This window comes from Azospirillum sp. UFLA03-27 (genome assembly GCF_059803775.1).
Map to the genome: position 1 here is coordinate 18,989 of NZ_JAUQTX010000010.1, position 18,389 is coordinate 37,377.

Annotated in this window: 16 protein-coding genes and 1 tRNA gene; 8 read left to right on the top strand and 9 right to left on the bottom strand. The window is 65.9% G+C overall.

Features of this window, described 5'->3' with window-relative positions:
- Positions 1-258 carry a DUF1272 domain-containing protein gene (locus Q4I23_RS02875; RefSeq protein WP_498525247.1) on the bottom strand — a complete coding sequence of 86 codons (258 nt, stop codon included), beginning with the start codon at positions 256-258 and terminating at the stop codon, positions 1-3.
- 141 nt (positions 259-399) lie between these two features.
- Between Q4I23_RS02875 and Q4I23_RS02880 the strand changes: the two genes are divergently transcribed.
- Positions 400-1,161 (top strand): TrmH family RNA methyltransferase, encoded by a 762-nt coding sequence (locus tag Q4I23_RS02880; RefSeq protein WP_498525248.1) that lies wholly within the window; start codon positions 400-402, stop codon positions 1,159-1,161.
- A gap of 70 nt (positions 1,162-1,231) precedes the next feature.
- On the opposite strand, the gene guaB is transcribed toward Q4I23_RS02880, so the two are convergent.
- The 3 genes from guaB to Q4I23_RS02895 all read right to left on the bottom strand — a co-directional run bounded on the left by guaB (position 1,232) and on the right by Q4I23_RS02895 (position 4,628).
- Positions 1,232-2,710 carry an IMP dehydrogenase gene (gene guaB / locus Q4I23_RS02885; RefSeq protein WP_454017737.1) on the bottom strand — a complete coding sequence of 493 codons (1,479 nt, stop codon included), beginning with the start codon at positions 2,708-2,710 and terminating at the stop codon, positions 1,232-1,234.
- 164 nt (positions 2,711-2,874) lie between these two features.
- Complete coding sequence (locus Q4I23_RS02890) at positions 2,875-3,585, bottom strand: RlmE family RNA methyltransferase (protein ID WP_237905811.1); 711 nt, start codon at positions 3,583-3,585, stop codon at positions 2,875-2,877.
- Between the two features lie 14 nt (positions 3,586-3,599).
- Positions 3,600-4,628, bottom strand: coding sequence for a Ppx/GppA phosphatase family protein (locus Q4I23_RS02895; protein WP_145700596.1), 1,029 nt, complete (start codon positions 4,626-4,628; stop codon positions 3,600-3,602).
- A gap of 200 nt (positions 4,629-4,828) precedes the next feature.
- Between Q4I23_RS02895 and Q4I23_RS02900 the strand changes: the two genes are divergently transcribed.
- The 6 genes from Q4I23_RS02900 (at position 4,829) to Q4I23_RS02925 (ending at position 11,859) form a co-directional block, all read left to right on the top strand.
- Positions 4,829-4,902 (top strand) — tRNA-Gln (locus Q4I23_RS02900).
- 93 nt (positions 4,903-4,995) lie between these two features.
- A complete protein-coding gene (locus tag Q4I23_RS02905; RefSeq protein ID WP_498525249.1) occupies positions 4,996-6,510 on the top strand; it encodes a DUF6538 domain-containing protein in 1,515 nt (504 codons plus the stop codon).
- Between the two features lie 244 nt (positions 6,511-6,754).
- A complete protein-coding gene (mblB, locus tag Q4I23_RS02910) occupies positions 6,755-7,900 on the top strand; it encodes an anti-phage 6A-MBL system MBL-fold protein (RefSeq protein ID WP_498525273.1) in 1,146 nt (381 codons plus the stop codon).
- 14 nt (positions 7,901-7,914) lie between these two features.
- On the top strand, positions 7,915-10,185 hold the full coding sequence (gene cap2-3 / locus Q4I23_RS02915; RefSeq protein ID WP_498525250.1) for an anti-phage 6A-MBL system cap2_3 protein: 2,271 nt from the start codon (positions 7,915-7,917) through the stop codon (positions 10,183-10,185).
- Positions 10,186-10,282: 97 nt separating this feature from the next.
- The gene (locus tag Q4I23_RS02920) at positions 10,283-10,813 is read left to right on the top strand and encodes a hypothetical protein (protein ID WP_498525251.1); all 531 of its coding nucleotides are present in this window, start codon (positions 10,283-10,285) and stop codon (positions 10,811-10,813) included.
- Positions 10,810-11,859 (top strand): toll/interleukin-1 receptor domain-containing protein, encoded by a 1,050-nt coding sequence (locus tag Q4I23_RS02925; protein ID WP_498525252.1) that lies wholly within the window; start codon positions 10,810-10,812, stop codon positions 11,857-11,859. The genes Q4I23_RS02920 and Q4I23_RS02925 overlap by 4 nt, the downstream gene beginning before the upstream one ends.
- A gap of 150 nt (positions 11,860-12,009) precedes the next feature.
- Here the strand turns inward: Q4I23_RS02925 and Q4I23_RS02930 are convergent, their stop codons facing one another.
- From Q4I23_RS02930 to Q4I23_RS02940, 3 genes are all read right to left on the bottom strand, one after another.
- Positions 12,010-13,074, bottom strand: a complete 1,065-nt coding sequence (locus Q4I23_RS02930; protein ID WP_498525253.1) for a ComEC/Rec2 family competence protein — start codon at positions 13,072-13,074, stop codon at positions 12,010-12,012.
- A complete protein-coding gene (locus Q4I23_RS02935) occupies positions 13,071-13,937 on the bottom strand; it encodes a hypothetical protein (RefSeq protein WP_498525254.1) in 867 nt (288 codons plus the stop codon). The genes Q4I23_RS02930 and Q4I23_RS02935 overlap by 4 nt, the downstream gene beginning before the upstream one ends.
- Positions 13,938-14,218: 281 nt before the next feature.
- On the bottom strand, positions 14,219-15,175 hold the full coding sequence (locus Q4I23_RS02940) for a hypothetical protein (protein ID WP_498525255.1): 957 nt from the start codon (positions 15,173-15,175) through the stop codon (positions 14,219-14,221).
- A gap of 815 nt (positions 15,176-15,990) precedes the next feature.
- Here Q4I23_RS02940 and Q4I23_RS02945 point away from each other — a divergent pair.
- A complete protein-coding gene (locus Q4I23_RS02945; RefSeq protein ID WP_498525256.1) occupies positions 15,991-16,260 on the top strand; it encodes a HigA family addiction module antitoxin in 270 nt (89 codons plus the stop codon).
- Positions 16,261-16,514: 254 nt separating this feature from the next.
- Here the strand turns inward: Q4I23_RS02945 and Q4I23_RS02950 are convergent, their stop codons facing one another.
- Together Q4I23_RS02950 and Q4I23_RS02955 are read right to left on the bottom strand one after the other, a co-directional pair.
- Positions 16,515-17,153 (bottom strand): hypothetical protein, encoded by a 639-nt coding sequence (locus Q4I23_RS02950; protein ID WP_498525257.1) that lies wholly within the window; start codon positions 17,151-17,153, stop codon positions 16,515-16,517.
- A gap of 14 nt (positions 17,154-17,167) precedes the next feature.
- Complete coding sequence (locus Q4I23_RS02955; protein WP_498525258.1) at positions 17,168-18,214, bottom strand: hypothetical protein; 1,047 nt, start codon at positions 18,212-18,214, stop codon at positions 17,168-17,170.
- Positions 18,215-18,389: the final 175 nt, after the last annotated feature.

The following is an 18,389-nucleotide window of genomic DNA, read 5'->3' on the forward strand; positions in this document are numbered from 1 at the left end:
TCAAAAGGCGGAGGCGCAGCCGCCGGCCTTGAGCACCCGTTGCGTGGACGCCGGGTTGTTGGCCAGCTTCGCCGCCGGGCGGACGGGCCGCCGCACCAGTTCGCCCCCGCAGTTCGGACAATGTCCCTTCAGCACCTCATCCCGGCAATCGCCGCAGAAGGTGCATTCGAAGGAGCAGATGTAGGCATCGCGGGAGTCCGGGGGCAGATCCCGGTCGCAGCATTCGCAGTTTGGCCGCAGCGCAAGCATGATGGGCATCGCCTTTCCGTGGTTCCGCGATGATAGCAGCCGCGCGACGGCGGGAGAATGGGAGGCGACGGATCGGCCTTCCCATCGCGGCGCCCCGCGCCGTAAGGTCCGCGATCACGACGAACGCCCGCCCTGGAAAGCCTGCCCCGCATGACCCGCCCGCCGCGCCTTATCGAAAGCCCGCAGAATCCGCAGTTCAAGCTGTGGGAGTCGCTGCTGGAAAGCCGCGGCCTGAAAAAACAGGGCAAGTTCCTGCTGGCCGGGCTGAAGACGGTGCCGGAGGCGCTGGCCCGCTGGCCGGACCGCTTTTCCACCCTGCTCGTCACCGATCCGGCGCAGGCCGAGGGCTGGCGCCTTCCCGCTGAGCTGGAGATCGTCCAACTCGCTCCCGCCCTGTTCCGCACGCTGGACGCCTCCGGCACCGGCTTCCCCTTGCTCGTCGGCACGGTGCCGGACACGCCGTCGATCGACCTGTCGCAACCGCCGCATGGGCTGGAGCTGATCTGCGCGCTCGGCGATCCCAACAACCTCGGCGCCCTGCTGCGCAGCGCCGCCGCCTTCGGCGCCCGGCGGGTGATCCTGCTCGATGGAGCGGCGCACCCCTACCACCCCAAATGTCTGCGCGCCGCGTCGAACGCCCAGTTCGAGCTGACCCTGCTGCGCGGCGGCCGATGGGAGGATGTGAAAAGGGCCGTCGGGCCGCTGGTTGCCCTGGACGCGGGAGGTACCGACATGGCGGCCTTCCGCTGGCCGCACGACGTCCGTCTCGTCCTGGGCGAGGAAGGCCAGGGCGTGCCCGCTACCCTGCCCGTCCAGCGCCTGTCGATCCCGACCACGGGCGCCGTGGAATCCCTCAACGCCACCGTCGCGGCGAGCGTGGCGCTGTTCAGCCACTTCGCCGCCAACCGCTGAAACGCGGACATGAAAAAGGCGAGGGGAACGCCCCCTCGCCTTCTCGAACCTCACTCCAAGGAACGGCTGATCAGCCCTGGCGGTAGTTCGGGGACTCGTTGGTGATGGTGATGTCGTGGACGTGGCTCTCGCGCAGGCCCGCATTGGTGATGCGGACGAACTCGCACTTCGTCTGCATCTCGACGATGGACTGGCTGCCGGTGTAGCCCATGGCCGCACGCAGGCCGCCGACGAGCTGGTGGATCACAGCCGACACCGGACCCTTGTAGGGCACGCGGCCTTCGACGCCTTCCGGCACCAGCTTCATGGTCGACACTTCCTGCTGGAAGTAGCGGTCGGCCGAACCACGGGCCATGGCGCCCACCGAGCCCATGCCGCGGTAGCTCTTGTAGGAGCGGCCCTGGTAGAGGATGACTTCGCCGGGGCTCTCGTCGGTGCCGGCGAACAGGCTCCCCAGCATCGCCACGCTGGCGCCCGCCGCGATGGCCTTGGCGAGATCGCCCGAGAACTTGATGCCGCCGTCGGCGATCACCGGGATGCCCATCTTCTCGCAGGCCTCGACCACATCCATGATCGCGGTGAGCTGCGGCACGCCGACGCCCGCGACGATGCGGGTGGTGCAGATGGAACCGGGGCCGATGCCGACCTTCACCGCGTCCGCGCCGGCATCAACCAGCGCCTTCGCCGCCTCGGCGGTTGCCACGTTGCCGGCGATCACCTGGGTGTAGTTGGACATGTTGCGCGCGGCGCGCACCTGATCCAGCACCTTCAGCGAGTGGCCGTGCGCGGTGTCGACCACCAGAACGTCCACGCCCGCGTCGAACAGCGCCTCGGCACGGCGCAGCCCGTCCGAGCCGGTGCCGGTGGCGGCGGCGACGCGCAGGCGGCCCTGGGCGTCCTTGCAGGCGTTGGGATAGGCCTGGGCCTTCTCCATGTCCTTGACCGTGACGAGGCCGATGCAGCGATGGGCCTCGTCCACCACCAGCAGCTTCTCGATGCGGTGCTGGTGGAGCAGGCGCTTGGCCTCGTCCTGGCTGACGCCCTCGCGCACCGACACCACGTCCTTGGTCATCAGTTCGCTGACCGGCTGGTTCGGGTTGGTGGCGAAGCGCACGTCGCGGTTGGTCAGGATGCCGACCAGCTTGCCGCTGCCGCGGGAGTCGTGGCTTTCCACCACCGGAATGCCGGAGATGCGGTAGTCGGCCATGAGCTGGAGCGCGTCGGCCAGCGTCTGGCCCGGCGTGATGGTGATCGGATTGACCACCATGCCGGATTCGTACCGCTTGACCTTGCGGACCTCCTCGGCCTGTTGCTCGATGGTCAGGTTGCGGTGGACCACGCCGATGCCGCCGGCCTGGGCCATGGCGATGGCGAGGCTGCTTTCGGTCACCGTGTCCATCGCCGAGGACATCAGGGGGATGCCCAGTTCGATGGTCTTGGTCAGGCGCGTCCGGGTGTCCACCTCGTTCGGCAGGACCGAACTTTCGGCCGGAACCAAGAGGACGTCGTCGAAGGTCAGAGCTTCGCGAATCGTGGACGAGCGGGCCATCGGCGGTCTCCCGGGAGATAAAAAGGGGCCGGAAAAAAATTTGGCGCACTATACACAAGACCGTGGGCTTGTGAAGGCGCCTGAACCACAAACTGTCGTGTGCCGGGCCTCATCCGCGCAAGCCAGCCATGACCTGCGCGAACGGGCCGCAGCCGGAGGTCGACCTAGTCGTTCGCGTTGGCACCACGGAAACCGGTGGCGACCACATAGGTTTCGGAGGATTCCGCGCGGCTGGCCGGCGGCTTGGCGTGGCGCACCGTGGCGAAGTCGCGCTTCAGCCGCTCCAGCAGCGACTTCTCCGCCCCGCCTTGGAACAGCTTGGCGACGAACGCCCCGCCGGGTGCCAGCACCTCCTCCGCGAAGTCATAGGCGGCCTCGGCCAGCGCCATGATGCGCAGATGGTCGGTGGACTGATGCCCGATGGTCGGCGCGGCCATGTCGCTCAGCACCACGTCGGCAGGGCCGCCCAGCGCCTCTTTCAGCCGCTCGGCGGCGCCCTCCTCCAGGAAGTCGGCCTGCATGGTGGTGGCGCCGGGCACCGGGTCCATGGGCAGGATGTCCAGCCCGACGACCTTCCAGCCCTCGCGCGCGGTCTGCACCTTGTCCACCGCCACCTGGGTCCAGCCGCCGGGCGCGGCACCGAGGTCGACCACGCGCTTGCCCGGCCCCAGCAGATGGAACTTCTCGTCCAGTTGAAGCAGCTTGAAGGCGGCGCGGGAGCGGAAGCCGCGCTTCGTCGCCTCGTGCACGTAAGGGTCGTTCAGATGCCGCTCCAGCCAGCGGGCCGAGGAGGTGGTGCGCTTGGCCGCGGACTTCACGCGGACGGTGGCGCGGCGCCCACCCGGCGTCGAGGAGGACGGAGGCTTTCCAACCATGGTCTCACATTTCCTTAATAGATTTGCCGCGTCGACCCGATCAGCTCCACGAGGATGCCCTCGCGCAGGCCGCGGTCGGCGATGCGCAGGCGCTCCACCGGCCAACAGTCGCACAGCGCGTCCAGCACCGCGCATCCGGCGATCACCAGATCCGCGCGGTCCTGTCCGATGCAGGGATGCCGCGCCCGCCCGTCGAAGTCCAGCGCGACGAGACGTTCGATGACCGCGCGGGCGTGGTCGATGCGCAGAAAGCTGCCGTCCACGGCCCGCCGGTCGTAGCGGCAGAGGCCGAGATGCACCCCGGCCAGCGTTGTCACCGTGCCGGAGGTGCCGAGCATCTGCACCTGCCCGGCGAGCACCCGCTCGCGGATGCCGTTGCGCGCCTCGAAGGAGGCGATGGCCGACGCCACCTCCTCCACCATGCGCCGGTACATGCCGCGGTCGGCGTCCGCGCCGCCGAACTGCTCGGTCAGGCCGATGACGCCGCACTGGATGGACGTCTGGTCGAGGATGCGCGGAGGCCGCCCGCGCTCCACCGCCAGCCACATCAGCTCGGTCGAGCCGCCGCCGATGTCGAACACCACGGCATAGGGGACGTTCGGATCGAGCAGGGACGCGCAGCCGGCGAGCGCAAGGCGCCCTTCCTCCTGGCTGGAGATGATCTCGATGGCGATGCCGGTCTCCCGCTCCACCGCATCGACGAACTCGCTGCAGTTCCGGGCGCGGCGGCACGCTTCGGTCGCCACCGCACGCGCCGCGGTGACGCCGCGACGCTCGATCTTGGACCCGCAGATCCTCAGGGCGGCAAGGGTGCGCTCCATCGCCGAGTCGGACAGCCGGTCGTTGCGGGTCAACCCCTCGCCCAGCCGGACGATCCGCGAGAAGGCATCGATGACGCGAAAGCCGCCGGGAATCGGGCGTGCGATCAGCAGGCGGCAATTGTTGGTTCCGAGATCGAGGGCCGCGAAGACCGGGCGCGCAGGGGCCGACGAACGCAACCGTCCGGTGTCGTTCTGCCGTTCACTGTGCACCTGAAGGTCCACGTCTCCTCCCCGCCATGCTTAAGGGAGTCATCTTAACCCGGTTTCACGTCCCAGCGAAAGCCCACGAATGGCATTGATTTGTGTCCACGCGCTCACACCAAGGTACCGGAGGCGAAAAAAGGGCTATACAAGCCCTGCCCGCTTTGCTAAAAGGGCGGCCCACGACGGGACGCGGCGCAGCGCCACTCCCGGTGACGGTCTGGGGGATCGTCTAGCGGTAGGACAGCGGACTCTGACTCCGCCAGCCTAGGTTCGAATCCTAGTCCCCCAACCAAACTATTGAAATCGCTTACATTTTTGCTGGTGCCCCGGGTGGTGTGGTGCAAATGCACTACAGGCCGCCCCACACTCATTGGAGTGCGTGGTCATGCAGCATGTGTGTCGGCGGGCAGGCACATTTCACTTCCGGCGCCGCATCCCTGGGCGCCTGCAACATCGGCTCGGCGGCATGGCCGAGGTCTACCGGTCGCTCGAGACCTCCAGCCCGCGGGTCGCGGCCTTTCGGTCCCGTCTCCTCTATCTCGAAAGCGAACGCCTCTTCGCTGCCCTGGATGGGGATCCGGCGCTCTCGGTTGAGGATGCGCGCCGCCTGATGCGGGACATCATCGGCCCCGCAGCCTGGGTGCAGGCCGACCTGATCATTCGCCGCCCGGTCGGCGCGGGAGCCTCTCCACTGCTGTCGGCGTCACCGGCACCCTGTCCTGCCCCCTGCCCCGCTCAGACGACAGCAGCGTCAGCGGTTCCCGCCATCGCGTCACCGGCCGTGGCCGCGCCGCCAGTTCCGGCACCGGTGTCCGAAGCTCCCTTGTTCAATGCGCTAACCGAGGCGCACATTGCGGACATGCTGGGGACGGGCGCCTGGAGCTCCCAGCAGACCGCACTCCAGGCCCGGGGTACCTTCCGCCTCTGGGGCGAGTACCATGGGGACCAGCAGGTTGACCGCTACACGCGCCGCCATGCCTCGGAATTCATGAAGGCGCTGGGCAAGCTCCCTCAGTTGCACGGACGCTCGCCGCACCTGAAGGGGACGATCCGCGAGAACATCGAAGTCGCTGCCCAGCTATCCCCCCGCAGCATCAAGCGGCCGAAGCTGCTGTCGATGAAAACGATCAAGCGCCACATGAGCGCGCTGCACGGCTACTGGGACTGGCTGCGTCAGCATGGGCACTACGAGTTCGACACCAACCCCTTCTCCGGCTTCGATTACCCGATCGCGAACGGCAAGCCCGCGTCCGAGCAGCGCGCGATGTGGTCCGACCGCGACTTGAACCGCCTGTTCACCTCCCGGCTCTGGGTTGGCCCCGACGCCGACCGGCGTAGCGCCGCTTTCTGGTTGCCGATCATCTCCCTGGTGACGGGCTTGCGACTGGAGGAGATCGCTCAGTTGCACACCGCCGACATCAAGAAGCGGGATGGCATTGACTTCTTCCTGGTCCACGCCGACGGCGAGCGGCGGATCAAGAACGCGAACTCGGTGCGCGAGGTGCCAATCTCGGGGATGCTGGTAGCGCTCGGCTTCCTGGACCTCGTCGACGAGCGCCGTCGGGCGCGCTGCAAGAGGCTGTGGCCTGATCTGCGGCCAAAGGGCCAGGACAAGCGCTTGGGCGCCTACTATTCGGAGCGCTTCACCCTGTACCGGCGGGAGATCGGTGTTTACCAGCCTCGCGTCGACTTCCACAGCTTCCGCGGGACCTTTGAGACGCTGCTCCTGAACGCCGGTGCGAATCCGGTGTTCGTCAAGGCGGTGATGGGGCACAGCACGTCCGACCTCATCGGTGAAGGCAGCCGCTATCTGAAGCACGTTACGCTGAAGAACAAGGTCGAGGCGATGAACATGCTGAAGCTCGGCGTCGATTTGGGGCATCTGCTGCCCGACACCTGAACAGCAAAATTCACACAATTCATCCGTGAAATTTGCCGCCTAGATCGATGACGGAGGCAAAGGGCACAACAGACGCATTGCGCGGGCGGCGTAGCAATCCCGTCAGCCGGATTGTCAGATCGGTGGCCGCGCCCAGCTACTGTATATTGTTTGCTACTGGCGCATTGGCACGAGATGCTGTATACAACCGACGCACCGCTATCGCTTATATACACAACCCGCGGAGGGCGTGTTGGCTGCTGTCGTGACCTTTTTCCCTGTTGGCAACGGGGACATGACGCTCGTCCAGTTGGAGAGCGGCCGGACGATCCTGATCGACATCAACATCCGCCAGCCTGGTGACGATGTCCGCGATGTGGCCAAGGACCTGCGCGACCGCCTGAAGACCGATTCAGCCGGGCGCCCCTACGTGGACGCCATGCTGCTCAGCCACCCCGACCAGGACCACTGCCGCGGGCTGGAGGAGCATTTCCACCTTGGTCCGTTGGCCGACTATAAAGAGCCGAAGGACGACAAGCCCAAGAAGATCGTCATCTGCCAGATGTGGTCGTCGCCGATGGTGTTCCGCCGAGCATGCAAGAGCCACCCCCTATGCTCCGATGCCAAGGCGTGGAACACGGAAGCTCGGCGCCGGGTACAGCTGTTCCGCGACGGAAAGCGCGCCAACAACGGTGATCGCATTCTCGTCTTGGGGGAGGATGAGGACGGCAAGACGGACGATCTCGGCGCCATCCTGGTCAAGGTCAACCAGACCATCAATGTGGTGAACGGCTGGATCGACGACAGCGTCAAGGGGCTGCTGCTGGCGCCGATGCCGAAGGGGAGCGACGACGAGGAGGACACGCGCTCGAAGAACCACTCCAGTGTCATCATCCAGTTCTCGATCGCTTATGGCTTCAAGACGGACGCCTGCAAGTTCCTGAGCGGTGGCGACGCCGAAGTGGCGATCTGGGAGCGCATCTGGAAGGACAACAAGGGCGCCCCCTCGAAGATCGAGTATGACCTGCTCCAGACGCCGCACCACTGCTCCTGGCACTCGCTGTCGCGGGACAGCTGGAGCGACTACGGAGAGGACGCCGAGGTATCCCAGGACGCCCGGAGCGCCCTGGGGCAGGCCAGGGACGGCGCCTATATCGTCGCGAGCAGCAAGGAGATCTGCGACGACGACAGCGATCCGCCGTGCGTGCGCGCCGAGCGCGAGTACAAGGACATCCTGAAGGGCGTCAACGGCTCCTTCGTCAACACCGCCACCCACAAGGACAAGGACGGGCCAGTGCCGATGGAGTTCGAGGTCGCCGCCGACGGACCGGTCCTGCGCAAGGTCAAGACGAAGGCCAGCGTGGCCGCCGCGCCCGCGGTGGTCGGCACGCAGCCCCTGTGGCACGGGTAAGCCCTGGGGACATCATGGATCCGGCCGAACAGCGGCTGCCGCCTGAGATCGCCGACGCGCTCAAGGCGGCCCGGAACCACCGCTCGGTGCTCGCCGCCCGATTGCTTGTCCACAATGAGCACGAGACGCGGATCGAGGTCGAGTTCGACGCGGAGCTCCCGTCGCGCTCCCGCGGGGCCGGACAGAGCCCGACCGGGGTTCGACCGATGGAGGCGGTGGTCATCGAATTCGACCGCCTGTTCCCCCGCGCGGCGCCGCGCGTCACCCTGCGCTCGGACTTCAATGGCGCACTGCCCCACGTCAACCCGCATCAGCCGGGCGAGCCGGTCCCGCCGTGCATCGTCTTTGGGCACGTCGGCGAAGTGTTCCATCGGGCGGGCTTCAAGGCGGTGCTGGACCAGACGGCCGACTGGATCCGGAAGGCCGGTCGGAACGAGCTCATTAACCCGGCGCAAGGATGGGAGCCGGTGCGCCGCGACTCGGTCGTGGACACGCTGGTCCTCGACCTGGAGCACATCCAGGGGCTGGTTGGCAAGAAGGAGGGGGCGGAGACCTTCGCCACGACCTTCATTCAAGCGAACGACCGCGAGCGCCGACCGGGGGCGGCGTTTGGGCATCTGCTCGGCCGCTCGGTGACGGTCAACCAGAAGACCCTGGAGAAGCTGCTCGTCTCCCAGGACCAGGGCCGCTTCACCAACGGTTCGACCATCTCCCTGGTGTGCTGGCCCGGCAAGACGCCCGCGGGCGATCCCGTTGTGTGCGGCGACTACATGCCGGAAACCGTGGCGACCATGGGCGATCTGCTGACGCGCGCCGACGCCTACGGCTGCGGCGGCCCACTGCGCGCCAAGCTGTCATGGCTGGAACGGTGCGTCGGGATTTTCGAGTGCTCGTGGACGTATCCGATCTTCGTCCTCCTGTGTGTCCGGCGGCCAATGCGCCTCATCGGCGGGAATTCGGCGGTCGAAGTCATCGCGTACCGCTTCGATGCAGGCTTCCCGGTCCTGCGCCCCGGCGGGGATGCCACGGTGGTCCATCCCGTCGCGCACCGGCATCCGATCCGCGACGACCTGCTGCGCCGGATGTCGGGCATCGATCCCGGGCTCCAGAAGCCGAAGGTATCGCTCATTGGCTGCGGCAGCCTGGGCTCGAAACTGGCGGTGCATCTCGGCCGTGCGGCCTTCGCGCCGTCCGCGGTCGCCGACCGGCAGCCCTTGGACCCCCACCACATGGCCCGGCATGCGTTGCTGCCCAACGGAACGCTGGGCGAGGTCCTGCTTGCTCCATCGAAGAGCAAGGCCCTGGCCGAGACGCTGGCCCCGTTCGGCTCCAGGCTCACCGAGGTGACTGCCAACGTCGCGCTGCTCGAGCCCGGAGACCAGGAGTTCAAGGAGCTGTTCCCGGCCGACACCGACCTGGTGGTCAACACCACGGCGTCGCACCAAGTGCGGGACTACCTGGCGACCGCTCCTGGCATCCCAGCCCGCGTGGTGGAGACCGCGCTCCTCGACGGCGGCCGTGTCGGCCTGTTCACCATCGAGGGCCCCGCCCGGAACCCCGACACACTCGACCTCGCCGCCCTGGCCTACGAGGAGATGCGCGCGGACGGCACCTTGGGCGGCGCGCTCGCCGCTGCGGCCGCAGCGAGCGACGGCGTCGCGATCGGCCAGGGATGTGCCTCCGTCACCATGGTGATGACCGACGCCCGGCTGTCCATGCACGCCGCGCCCATGGCGGAGAAGCTGCTCAGCTTCATGACCGGTGGCCTGCCTGAGCACGGGAAACTCCTTCTCGGCCAAATCGGTGAGGATGGCGTGTCGCTGACGTGGCGGCGGACGCAGGTGGGGCCCACGCATGTGGTCTCCGCCGAGAACAACCCGACCTGGACGGTGCGGGTGCTCGACCGGGCTCACCGGAAGATTCTCGATGAGGTTGCCCGCTATCCACGTATCGAAACCGGTGGCGTTATCGTCGGTCGCGTCTCGCCGGTCCGGCGCCTCATCCACGTCACCGATGTCCTGGAGGCGCCGCCGGACAGCCAGCGCTCCGCCGGGGCGTTCGTTCTCGGTGTTCAGGGACGCGAGGCGCGCATCACCGAGTATGCCGAGAGCGCGGCCGGGGCGCTGTGGTGCCTGGGGACGTGGCACAGCCACCTGGCCGACCAGGGCGGCTCCCGGCGGGACTACGAGACGGCCCGCTCGCTGGAGGGGCGCGGACACCGCGCCGCCGTCCTGCTGATCCGGCGGCCGAACGGCTACTCCGCCATCGTCGTCGCGGGAGGGTGACCGGTATGCTGTGCGTCGGTTGCCCTGGTCCCAGCTGCCAGCATGGCTCCATCATGTAGCCATTGTCGGACAACATCATGCTCATGGAGAAGCGCATATGGTTGCCATGATCCCTGAAGCCGCCGTCTGCACGCTAGCGGCCTGCCAGCCCAGCGATCTCATCCGGGTGCCGTTGCGCGGCGCGTCGCCGCTCGCCTTCGTGGCTGGCGGGCTGGAGGGCGGTGGAACTCAGGTCGTGGTACTTGAGGAACTCGACGGCCGAAAGCCTCCATTCGTGATCCGAGGCGTCCAAGCGGACACGATGGTGCTCGGCTATGGACGCGAGTATCGGATTCAACTGGCAACCGCCCCGGATATGGTCGACGTAGGCCGATCCCGAGGGTGGGAGCACGTCGGTGTGGTCATCGCTGAGCCCGACCGTCACCTGCTGTGTGCCCGCATGCAGGGTGGGCACTTCTCCGACGAAATCTGGTATGAGATCGGCACCGGCAGGCTTACCTACGACGTCCGCCGCGGCCAAGGAGCGGTCTTCAGGAAGTGGAACCTTCTTCTGCCGCTGCCGGGCGTCGGGCTTGAGGCCGTGGACACCCTGTTGAGCATCACCGTTGATCTGCCGAGGCAACCTTGAGCGACGCCATCATCTCCGCCTTCTGCTCGTACTCCCACCAGGACGAGCCCTACAAGGACCTGCTGCTGAAGCACTTGTCGTCACTCCGGCGCCGTGGTGTGATCGACGTTTGGCACGATCGGCGGCTCGCCGCTGGCGACGACATCCACGGTGTCATTGCCTCAGAACTCGAGCAGGCTGACATCGTGCTGCTGCTGATCAGCCCGGACTTCATCAACTCCGACTACTGTTTCGACCGTGAAATGCGGCGGGCGCTCGAGCGGCACGTCGCCGGTGAGTGCCGGGTCATCCCAATCATTGTCCGGTCCTGCGACTGGAGCGACACGCCCTTCGCGCATTTGGTTGCCGTTCCGCGTGATGGGGTGCCGGTGGCCTCCTGGCGGGATCAGGACGAGGCCTTCACCGATGTTGCCAAGGCTATCCGGAAGGTTGCCGAGGACATGCGTGCGCTCAAAGGACACGCGACAGCGGTAAGTAGCCATTCCCAGGCCGTAGCCTTGACCGGCTCGGGGGCGGCAGAATCGGTGCTGCCGAGCAGGGCGATGGGCGCCGTCACGCAGACAAAGCAGCCCAGCCGCGCCTTCGACGGCATGGATCTCTCGGCGGCCGTTCCCGTGCGGAAGACCTTCTCCGACATGGAGAAGGATCAGTTCATGGAGGACGCTTACGAGGTGATCGCCAGCACCTTCGAGGCTTCCCTCAAGGGCCTGGAACAGCGCCAATCCGGAATGTCCGGCACGTTCCGCCGTGTTGACGCCGTCCATTTCACGGCGGCCATCTACCGGAACGGCAACGCGGTGGCGCGGTGCAAGATCTGGCATGGAGGCGGCCACAGCACGTTCGGCGGCATCTGTTACTCGACCAACATGTCGGCGGGGGACAACAGCATGAACGAGAGCCTGTCACTGGAACAGTCCAAGGAGGGCCTGTTCCTCAAGCCCTTGGGCATGGCGCACCTCGGCGGCAAGTGGACCGACGCCCGCCTGTCGCCGAACGATGCTGCGGCCTACCTGTGGGAGGTTTTCACTCGCCCCCTTTCGTACTGACCTGGGCTGTGCGAACAACGGGTTCGGTCGCCGACCTTTCTTAACCTCCGGGGCCCAGCGGCCCGCGGACACGGTTTCAGGACGGCGTACCGGCGTTCGGCTTTGGGATGAGGTCAAGGGGCGCTATTTGTCGTGTGTACGGCGGCGCGGTCATTCCCCTTCAACCGTTTGTGAAAATTCCAGGGGTGCAGCGGCTCCCCAGCCAGGCCGCCAGGGCATGTTGTTGAAGTAGATCTTCGCTTGCCCCTTGGTTTCGAAGACGGCAGTGCCTCGCCGGATCAGCGCGTTGACGACGGACTTGCGGGGGTGGTCCTCGTCGTTGATGGCGGCCGACACGTAGCCGACCTTCGACGGCTGTGCTCCGTAGCGCAACTTCGGGCCGATGAGCCGGTTGAGCAGCGACGGCGATACGTTCCTTCTCCCACCGTGGTGCGGCACCTGGAGGAAGCGAAGCGTCTTCAGGTCGATCCCCAGACTCTCCGCGTAATCGAGCGCATCATGCAACCCGATGTGACCGGCGTCGCCGGTCAGAAGCACCCGTTGCCCATCGAGGTCGGCCGCCATCACAACGCTGGTCTCGTTCTCGGCGGACGTCTCTCCGCCTTCCTTGAGCGTCTCGATGTCCCAGGATTCCAGCAGCGCGCTCACTGCGCCCTTGAGCAGCCCGAAGAAACCTTCCGACTCCGCAATCCCCTTGGCCACCGGGGTGTCGCGGAATCCAGGAACCAAGCTGCGGTATCGCGCGACACTGGGCGAAAGCACCAGAAACGGGCCAATAACGCAGCCCTGAAACGGCTCGAAGATGGGGACGCCTGCCGCGATCGCCGCCTGCTCGAGCTCTGTTGTGATCGGGTACTCGTCGCGCAGGCGTTGTGCAAGACCACCGACGGTCCAGTTCGGGTGCTGGAACAGGTGGAGGATATCGGCGGCGTGCAGCCACGGCCGGTGCATCCAGAACTGGCCGACCGACATCTCATCGAAAACGACGCGCAGGCCGGAGCAATGATCGTTGTCCGGGTGGCTGTTCACGACGTAGTCGACGTGGTTCGTCCCATAGTAGGTCCGGAAATGGGTCACCAGGGCTTCCCCGGAGGCGAGCGTGCCGCCGTCGAAGATCATCGTTCGGAAGGCGCCGGGCTGCCCGAAGCGGAGGGCGATGGCGTCGCCGCTGCGCGCGCCTTCACCGACCGGCAAGACGTCGATTTCGAAGCTCATGGGACAGCGCTACCCTGCGCTGGCGCTTCGGTCGCCACCGGCAAGGGCGCCGAGTCCCCACCCGGGACTGGGGTGCCTGCCTCGGACGCGGGGGAGGCCAGCGTGGCTCCGCGCGGCTTCCTTGCCGTGATGGCTTTCTTCGGTGCCACCGCGGGAGCCCGTCGCCGTTCACAGGCCTCGAGCAGCGCACGAGCGTATGCGTCGGCCGTTCTGCGTGCCCAAGCCGGACCGACCCTCCAAAGCCAAAAGGCGATCATCGTGGCACTGAAAATCAAGGAGAGAACCAGCAGGTGGGAGACGGCCGCGCCGGTCGTCGCAGCCCGTGCGACCAGCGCCGCTTGCAGGAGCGTGCTAATGATGGCGATGAAGAGACCAATCCACTTCAGGCCAAGCAGGTTGCGAGCCAGCCCATAGTTCGTGAGCTCCGTCTTCACGCGCGGGTAGGCCTTCGGGTCCCGCGTTTCGCGCCGCAGCCAGTCACCGGCAGCCTCGTAGGCCTTGTCCGCGCCAACAGGGTCGCGGGCTTCCTCTTCCGGCGTCGGCATCGGGATCCCGACCTGCCGCAGGAGATCGAAGTAGCTGCACTTGGTGATCTCGTTGATCCGGCTGTCGCGATGCCGGAGCATGGCCGTAGACGGCATGCCACCCCATGCCTCGGACAAACCCGGTTCGAGCTTCTTGCCTGCGGTTCCGGCCGCCTGGGCAAAGCAGTACGGCAGCCCAAGGGCAGCAACCACGCCGCCGACGAAACCCCAGGCGCTTTGGAGTTCGGGCACGACAGCCAACGCAGCGAAGATGGCAGGCGCCAATGCGAAGGTAACCGGGTTCTGGCGAGCCCTGAAGTTGTACATGTCGATGGACATGCGTGATCCTCTCTGCCACAGCGCAGGTGCGGGTGCGTCACCAAGCCTTATCCGATTGTAGCACCTTTAGAGGGTTCTTGCGCGGCGAAGCCCCTAGATATTGATTCCAGAAGGTTAAGGAAGGGTTTTGGTACGTGCTGCCTCACAATGAAGGGCACGGCGACCGACGGTAAACGGTCGAATACCGGAATCCCGGTCGGCGCGACAACGTGGAGCGGCCCCGACACGCCACTGCGCCAGCGGCCTGTTTGCCAGCAGCTACTGCGAGATGGGACCTGAGCCTACTCGTCCTCGTTCAACTTGATCGCGAGCGAATGCAAGTTTGCCAGCCGGATGTCAATCCGGTTGGTGGGGGTGCCGTCCTTGAATGCGCGGGTGACGTCGCCGAAGGCGTAGCAGTAGATTGCCCCCTTCCCCATGTCGACCGCGTCATCGAGAGCGGCCCGCAACAGCACCTTGCCGCGGAAGCCATTGATCTGCTCCTTGGACACGAAGACCGATACTGTGCAGAGCGTCCCGTCCTTGAGCTTGCTTCTCGACTCGAACCTGATGCTGTAGCCGCTGGAATAGCGCATGACGTTCGCCCGACCGAAATAGATGCGGTTCCAGAAGTGCTCGTTGCTGCAATATTTTGCAGGAGCAAAATAGGATCGGTACGTTCTGGTCTCCATGTCCCCGATGCGGAACGGCGTCACCTTTCGTTCATCGTCCGACATAGCCTCGAAGCAGCGTGCGACTTCGTGGAGGCGCGAAGTCTTGTTGAGATTTCCTCTGAGGAAGCCGCGCAGCCTGGTGCGGCGCTCGGTTTGGTCAGGGATGCCCAGGATTGTGCGCAAGGCGCCGAAATCGTCGTCTGTGTTGGGCGTGTCCGTTTCGGGTAAGGGCTTGAAAACTGTGATGAGTTCGGTCCGTTTGAGGTTTGCCACTTTCGGAGACGTCGTGTCGCCCTCGAGTTCGTCGCTGACGGCGACAAGCTCACACCACGGACACCCGTCGGCGTGGGGGCTGTCCTTTGCGAGCCGGAAATGGGGCTTCTGGACGAACTTGTCCTTGCCGGGAAGTTTGTCGTAGTTCACGCCCGTGATCCCCGCATGCGCGGCCTCCCGGCACTTGGCATCGGGACACTGGAACGTCAGGCGTTCACGTTCGCCCTCTGGCTTGCTGAAGTAGACCTCGTGAGCCTCCACGATGTCGATGACACGGCCGAGTTCAACGCAAAACGCATAAGGCAGGCTCAAGACACAGTCTCCAGGCCGATCAGAGAATGCGCCATACTCCTAACGCATAAATTGTGGCGCAAGGGGCTTACTGTCGCACCGGAAAAGACGGCGGAACCTGCTGCTTGTGAGGGTAGTTGCCGCGTAGCCCGCTGACCTCCGTGTGCTCGTGCCCGCCCTCGTCCATCGTAGAAACTACCGAGCGTCTTCGGCCAAACAGGGATGCGTTCACCATTGGGTGCGCCAACGTCTGCTCTCGGCCGTCATCATGCCGGACAGGGCGGCCGGTCCTCATCATCGTTCCTGCCTGGATGCCGCGATGGCCCAGGACCGATCGGCAGCGCCGCGTCGCCCACCATCGCCTTGCGTCATACGGCGTCCGCGTGATGGTGGTCGAGAGCGTTGCGCTCGACCACGAAGGCAGCTGGCACTGGTGGGCGATTCCGGACTCAGTCCTGAACGCCTGGTTTGACAGCACCTGGCTGGACCGGCAGGTGGGGTGCTTGGGCGTGAGGGAGTTCACCTGATCGCGTGGGCTTCCAGCCTGCCGGTCCAGCCAGCTGGCCGTCAATCCCGGCGCATGGATGCTGCTCGGCGCGAGTTGATGGTGTGGAACTTGGGCTGAGGGTCAGGGCAACGCTGGCACCGCCTTGCTTTTCTCGGAAAACCTTTACCTTTTGCGTTAAGTATTTGGCCGGAAGTGCAAGGGACAGTGGGCTGTGGCGGCGTGCGCGTCTGCTTCATCCCGGCCAGCGATCCGCTGCCGTTGGCAGAAGATGGCAGCGTGGATCTGCCTCAGGTCACCGAAATCGAGATCGTGTTCGTGGGAGAGTACTATGCCGAAGGATATCAAGAAGCTGGCGTTTCAGCCGGACTACGCGGTGCCGCCAGGGAGGATTTTGGAGAAGGTGCTGGACGCCCGCAGTATGACCAAAGCTGAGTTCGCGGATCGGTGTGGTCATTCGGCGAATATTATCTCGGAGATCATCGCCGGAAAGGCACCAATCTGCGTTGACACTGCCATCGAATTTGAGCGTGTGCTTGGACGCCCGGCTGTCTATTGGCTCAACCTCCAGAACCTGTACGAGCTACGGCTCAAGGAATAGATGGAATGCGACGAGGCGCGGGCGGCCGGTCGGATGGACTGGCAGCAGGACAACGGCAAGGTCGAGCGTTGGACCAGCACAGCGTACGCGGCGACCACAGCATGGTGTGCCAAGTCCACCGGGCTGGCGTCGGCGCGGAAATGACAGGTGAGCATCGGATGGCCTTAGCACACGCTTTCGCGCAGCCCGCGAACGGCGTAGCCGCGCGGGTGCAACTCCAGCAGTCGCAAGCATCACGCATCACTTAACTCGTTTTAAAGGGCGCTTTTTTCGCGGTTGGCCTTGGCCTTGTCGTAGCCCTTGGCCAGCTCGGTGTTGTTGTAGATCAGCACCCAATACCCGGTGTCGCTGTCCTTCGCGCGCACGCTGAGTTCGATGCTCAAGCCGGGCGCGCTGTAGGTCGTGAAGTGCCAGCTCTTGCCGCCGTTGAGGCCCGCCAGGAAGTAGCGCGCCTCGTCGTAGATGCTGCCACCGGTACGGTGGGTCGTCTTCCCCTTGCCATACTTCTCCGTCAGGATGTCGTTTAATTCCCCGTAGCGCGCCTTGACCTTGAAGCCGTACGGGTCGTTCGGGAAGTCCTCGCTGGCCGCGATTACCTTCCACAGCCGGTTGTCGAAGCCGAAGTCGACGACGACCGTCTCCACACCGGCGACCAGCTTTGACAGGCCGGTCGCGGAGAACCGCTGGCTGCCCTCGTTGGTCGGCACCTCGGCCAGCTTGATGCCCTTGGCTTCCAGCTCCTCCTTGGACAGCCCCCACTCCAGCCCGAACGGGGCGGCCGCTACGGCTGGAGCCGCGGGGGACGAGGGAGCCGCCTTGGGCAGGTCGGCGGCCTGGGCGGGCGAAACGGCGCCGAGCGCCAGGCCCATCACGACAGCGGCAAAACGGTTCATGCTTCCCTCCACGCTCACAAGGCTTCCTTGTCGGTCACGACAGCGCCGGGCGGCCCCTTGGGCTTGGGCGCGGCGTCGCCCGCCAAGCTCGGCGGTGCCGCCGTCAGACCGTGTTTGATCGACAGCCGCCGCTGCTCGAGCATGGCCAGCGTCATCCGCTCCGTGGCGACGCGGCTGAGAATGGTCACGTAGATCAGCCCGCCGGTGTAGCGCGACGCCTCGCGCTCGCCCGCTGCGATCGAGGCGCGGGTCGCGGCGATGTCGGCGTCAAGGGGCGCGAGGACTTCCGCCGCCACGGCGACGGCCGCGACGGGGGGCAGGCCTGGAGCCGGGGGCAAGCCATGCTTGAGCGATAGGAGGCGCTGCTCCAGCGCGGCCAGCGTCGCCTGCTCGGTGGCCAAGCGCTGGAGCAGGGTGACCTTGATGAGGCCGCCGCTGTATTGGTCGGCGTCCTTCCGGGTATCGGCGATGACGCGACGGCGCTCGGCAATGTCCGCCTCGAGCGCGGCGACCGCGTCCTTGTCGGCGGCTGGAACGGCCGCTGAGGGAGTTGGCGCCGTCGGCAGGGCGACGCCGTACTTGAGTGCAAGGTGGCGTCGTTCCAGCAGCGCCAGGGTGGTCTCCACCAGGCTCAGGCTGGCCAGCCGCTGCGTGTGAATAGTCCCAGCGCGCACTTCGTCCACCGCCGCCTTTCGCTCGGCCAGGGTGGCCAGCTGCTGGGTGATGTCGGCTTCGAGCGCCGCCAGCTGGTCGGCGTTCGCGGTAGGGGCAGCCGCGCCGGTCACCGTGTAGCGCAGGTCGACGAAGCGCAGCGCGGCGGCCCGACGCTGCTCGAGCATGTCGCGGGTCTGGGCGCGGATGGCGGCGCTCAGCGCCTGCTCCGCCTTGACCTGCGGGTCCTCCGAGTTCTGGACGGGTGCCGTCTCGGCCAAGGCGGCCAAGTCGCGGTCGAGCTCGGCCGTCGATGGCGGCAGGCGTCTGTGAAGCTCCCAAGCCAGATAGGCGTTGGCGGCAACGCCACATGCCAGGAGAATGCTCAGCGTTTTGGTGGCCACGGTCACGACATCCTCCAACCATGAGCGGGACCGTGGCATCGTGAGCGATACAACCACAGAACGTCAATGATGAAGCGGAGTACACATTTAACGCCCGGCAGGGTAAAGTCAATGAAGATAATATTAAGCCCTTTCAACGGCTTATCCGTCGGATTCCGGGAGAATCATTGACTCTAAAGGG

What these genes read in the sequence shown, in the direction of transcription:
- Q4I23_RS02875 (WP_498525247.1), bottom strand. Translation starts at nt 258, where the DNA reads ATGCCCATCATGCTTGCGCTGCGGCCAAACTGCGAATGCTGCGACCGG.
- Q4I23_RS02880 (WP_498525248.1), top strand. Translation starts at nt 400, where the DNA reads ATGACCCGCCCGCCGCGCCTTATCGAAAGCCCGCAGAATCCGCAGTTC.
- guaB (WP_454017737.1), bottom strand. Translation starts at nt 2,710, where the DNA reads ATGGCCCGCTCGTCCACGATTCGCGAAGCTCTGACCTTCGACGACGTC.
- Q4I23_RS02890 (WP_237905811.1), bottom strand. Translation starts at nt 3,585, where the DNA reads ATGGTTGGAAAGCCTCCGTCCTCCTCGACGCCGGGTGGGCGCCGCGCC.
- Q4I23_RS02905 (WP_498525249.1), top strand. Translation starts at nt 4,996, where the DNA reads ATGCAGCATGTGTGTCGGCGGGCAGGCACATTTCACTTCCGGCGCCGC.
- cap2-3 (WP_498525250.1), top strand. Translation starts at nt 7,915, where the DNA reads ATGGATCCGGCCGAACAGCGGCTGCCGCCTGAGATCGCCGACGCGCTC.
- Q4I23_RS02920 (WP_498525251.1), top strand. Translation starts at nt 10,283, where the DNA reads ATGGTTGCCATGATCCCTGAAGCCGCCGTCTGCACGCTAGCGGCCTGC.
- Q4I23_RS02930 (WP_498525253.1), bottom strand. Translation starts at nt 13,074, where the DNA reads ATGAGCTTCGAAATCGACGTCTTGCCGGTCGGTGAAGGCGCGCGCAGC.
- Q4I23_RS02935 (WP_498525254.1), bottom strand. Translation starts at nt 13,937, where the DNA reads ATGTCCATCGACATGTACAACTTCAGGGCTCGCCAGAACCCGGTTACC.
- Q4I23_RS02945 (WP_498525256.1), top strand. Translation starts at nt 15,991, where the DNA reads ATGCCGAAGGATATCAAGAAGCTGGCGTTTCAGCCGGACTACGCGGTG.
- Q4I23_RS02950 (WP_498525257.1), bottom strand. Translation starts at nt 17,153, where the DNA reads ATGAACCGTTTTGCCGCTGTCGTGATGGGCCTGGCGCTCGGCGCCGTT.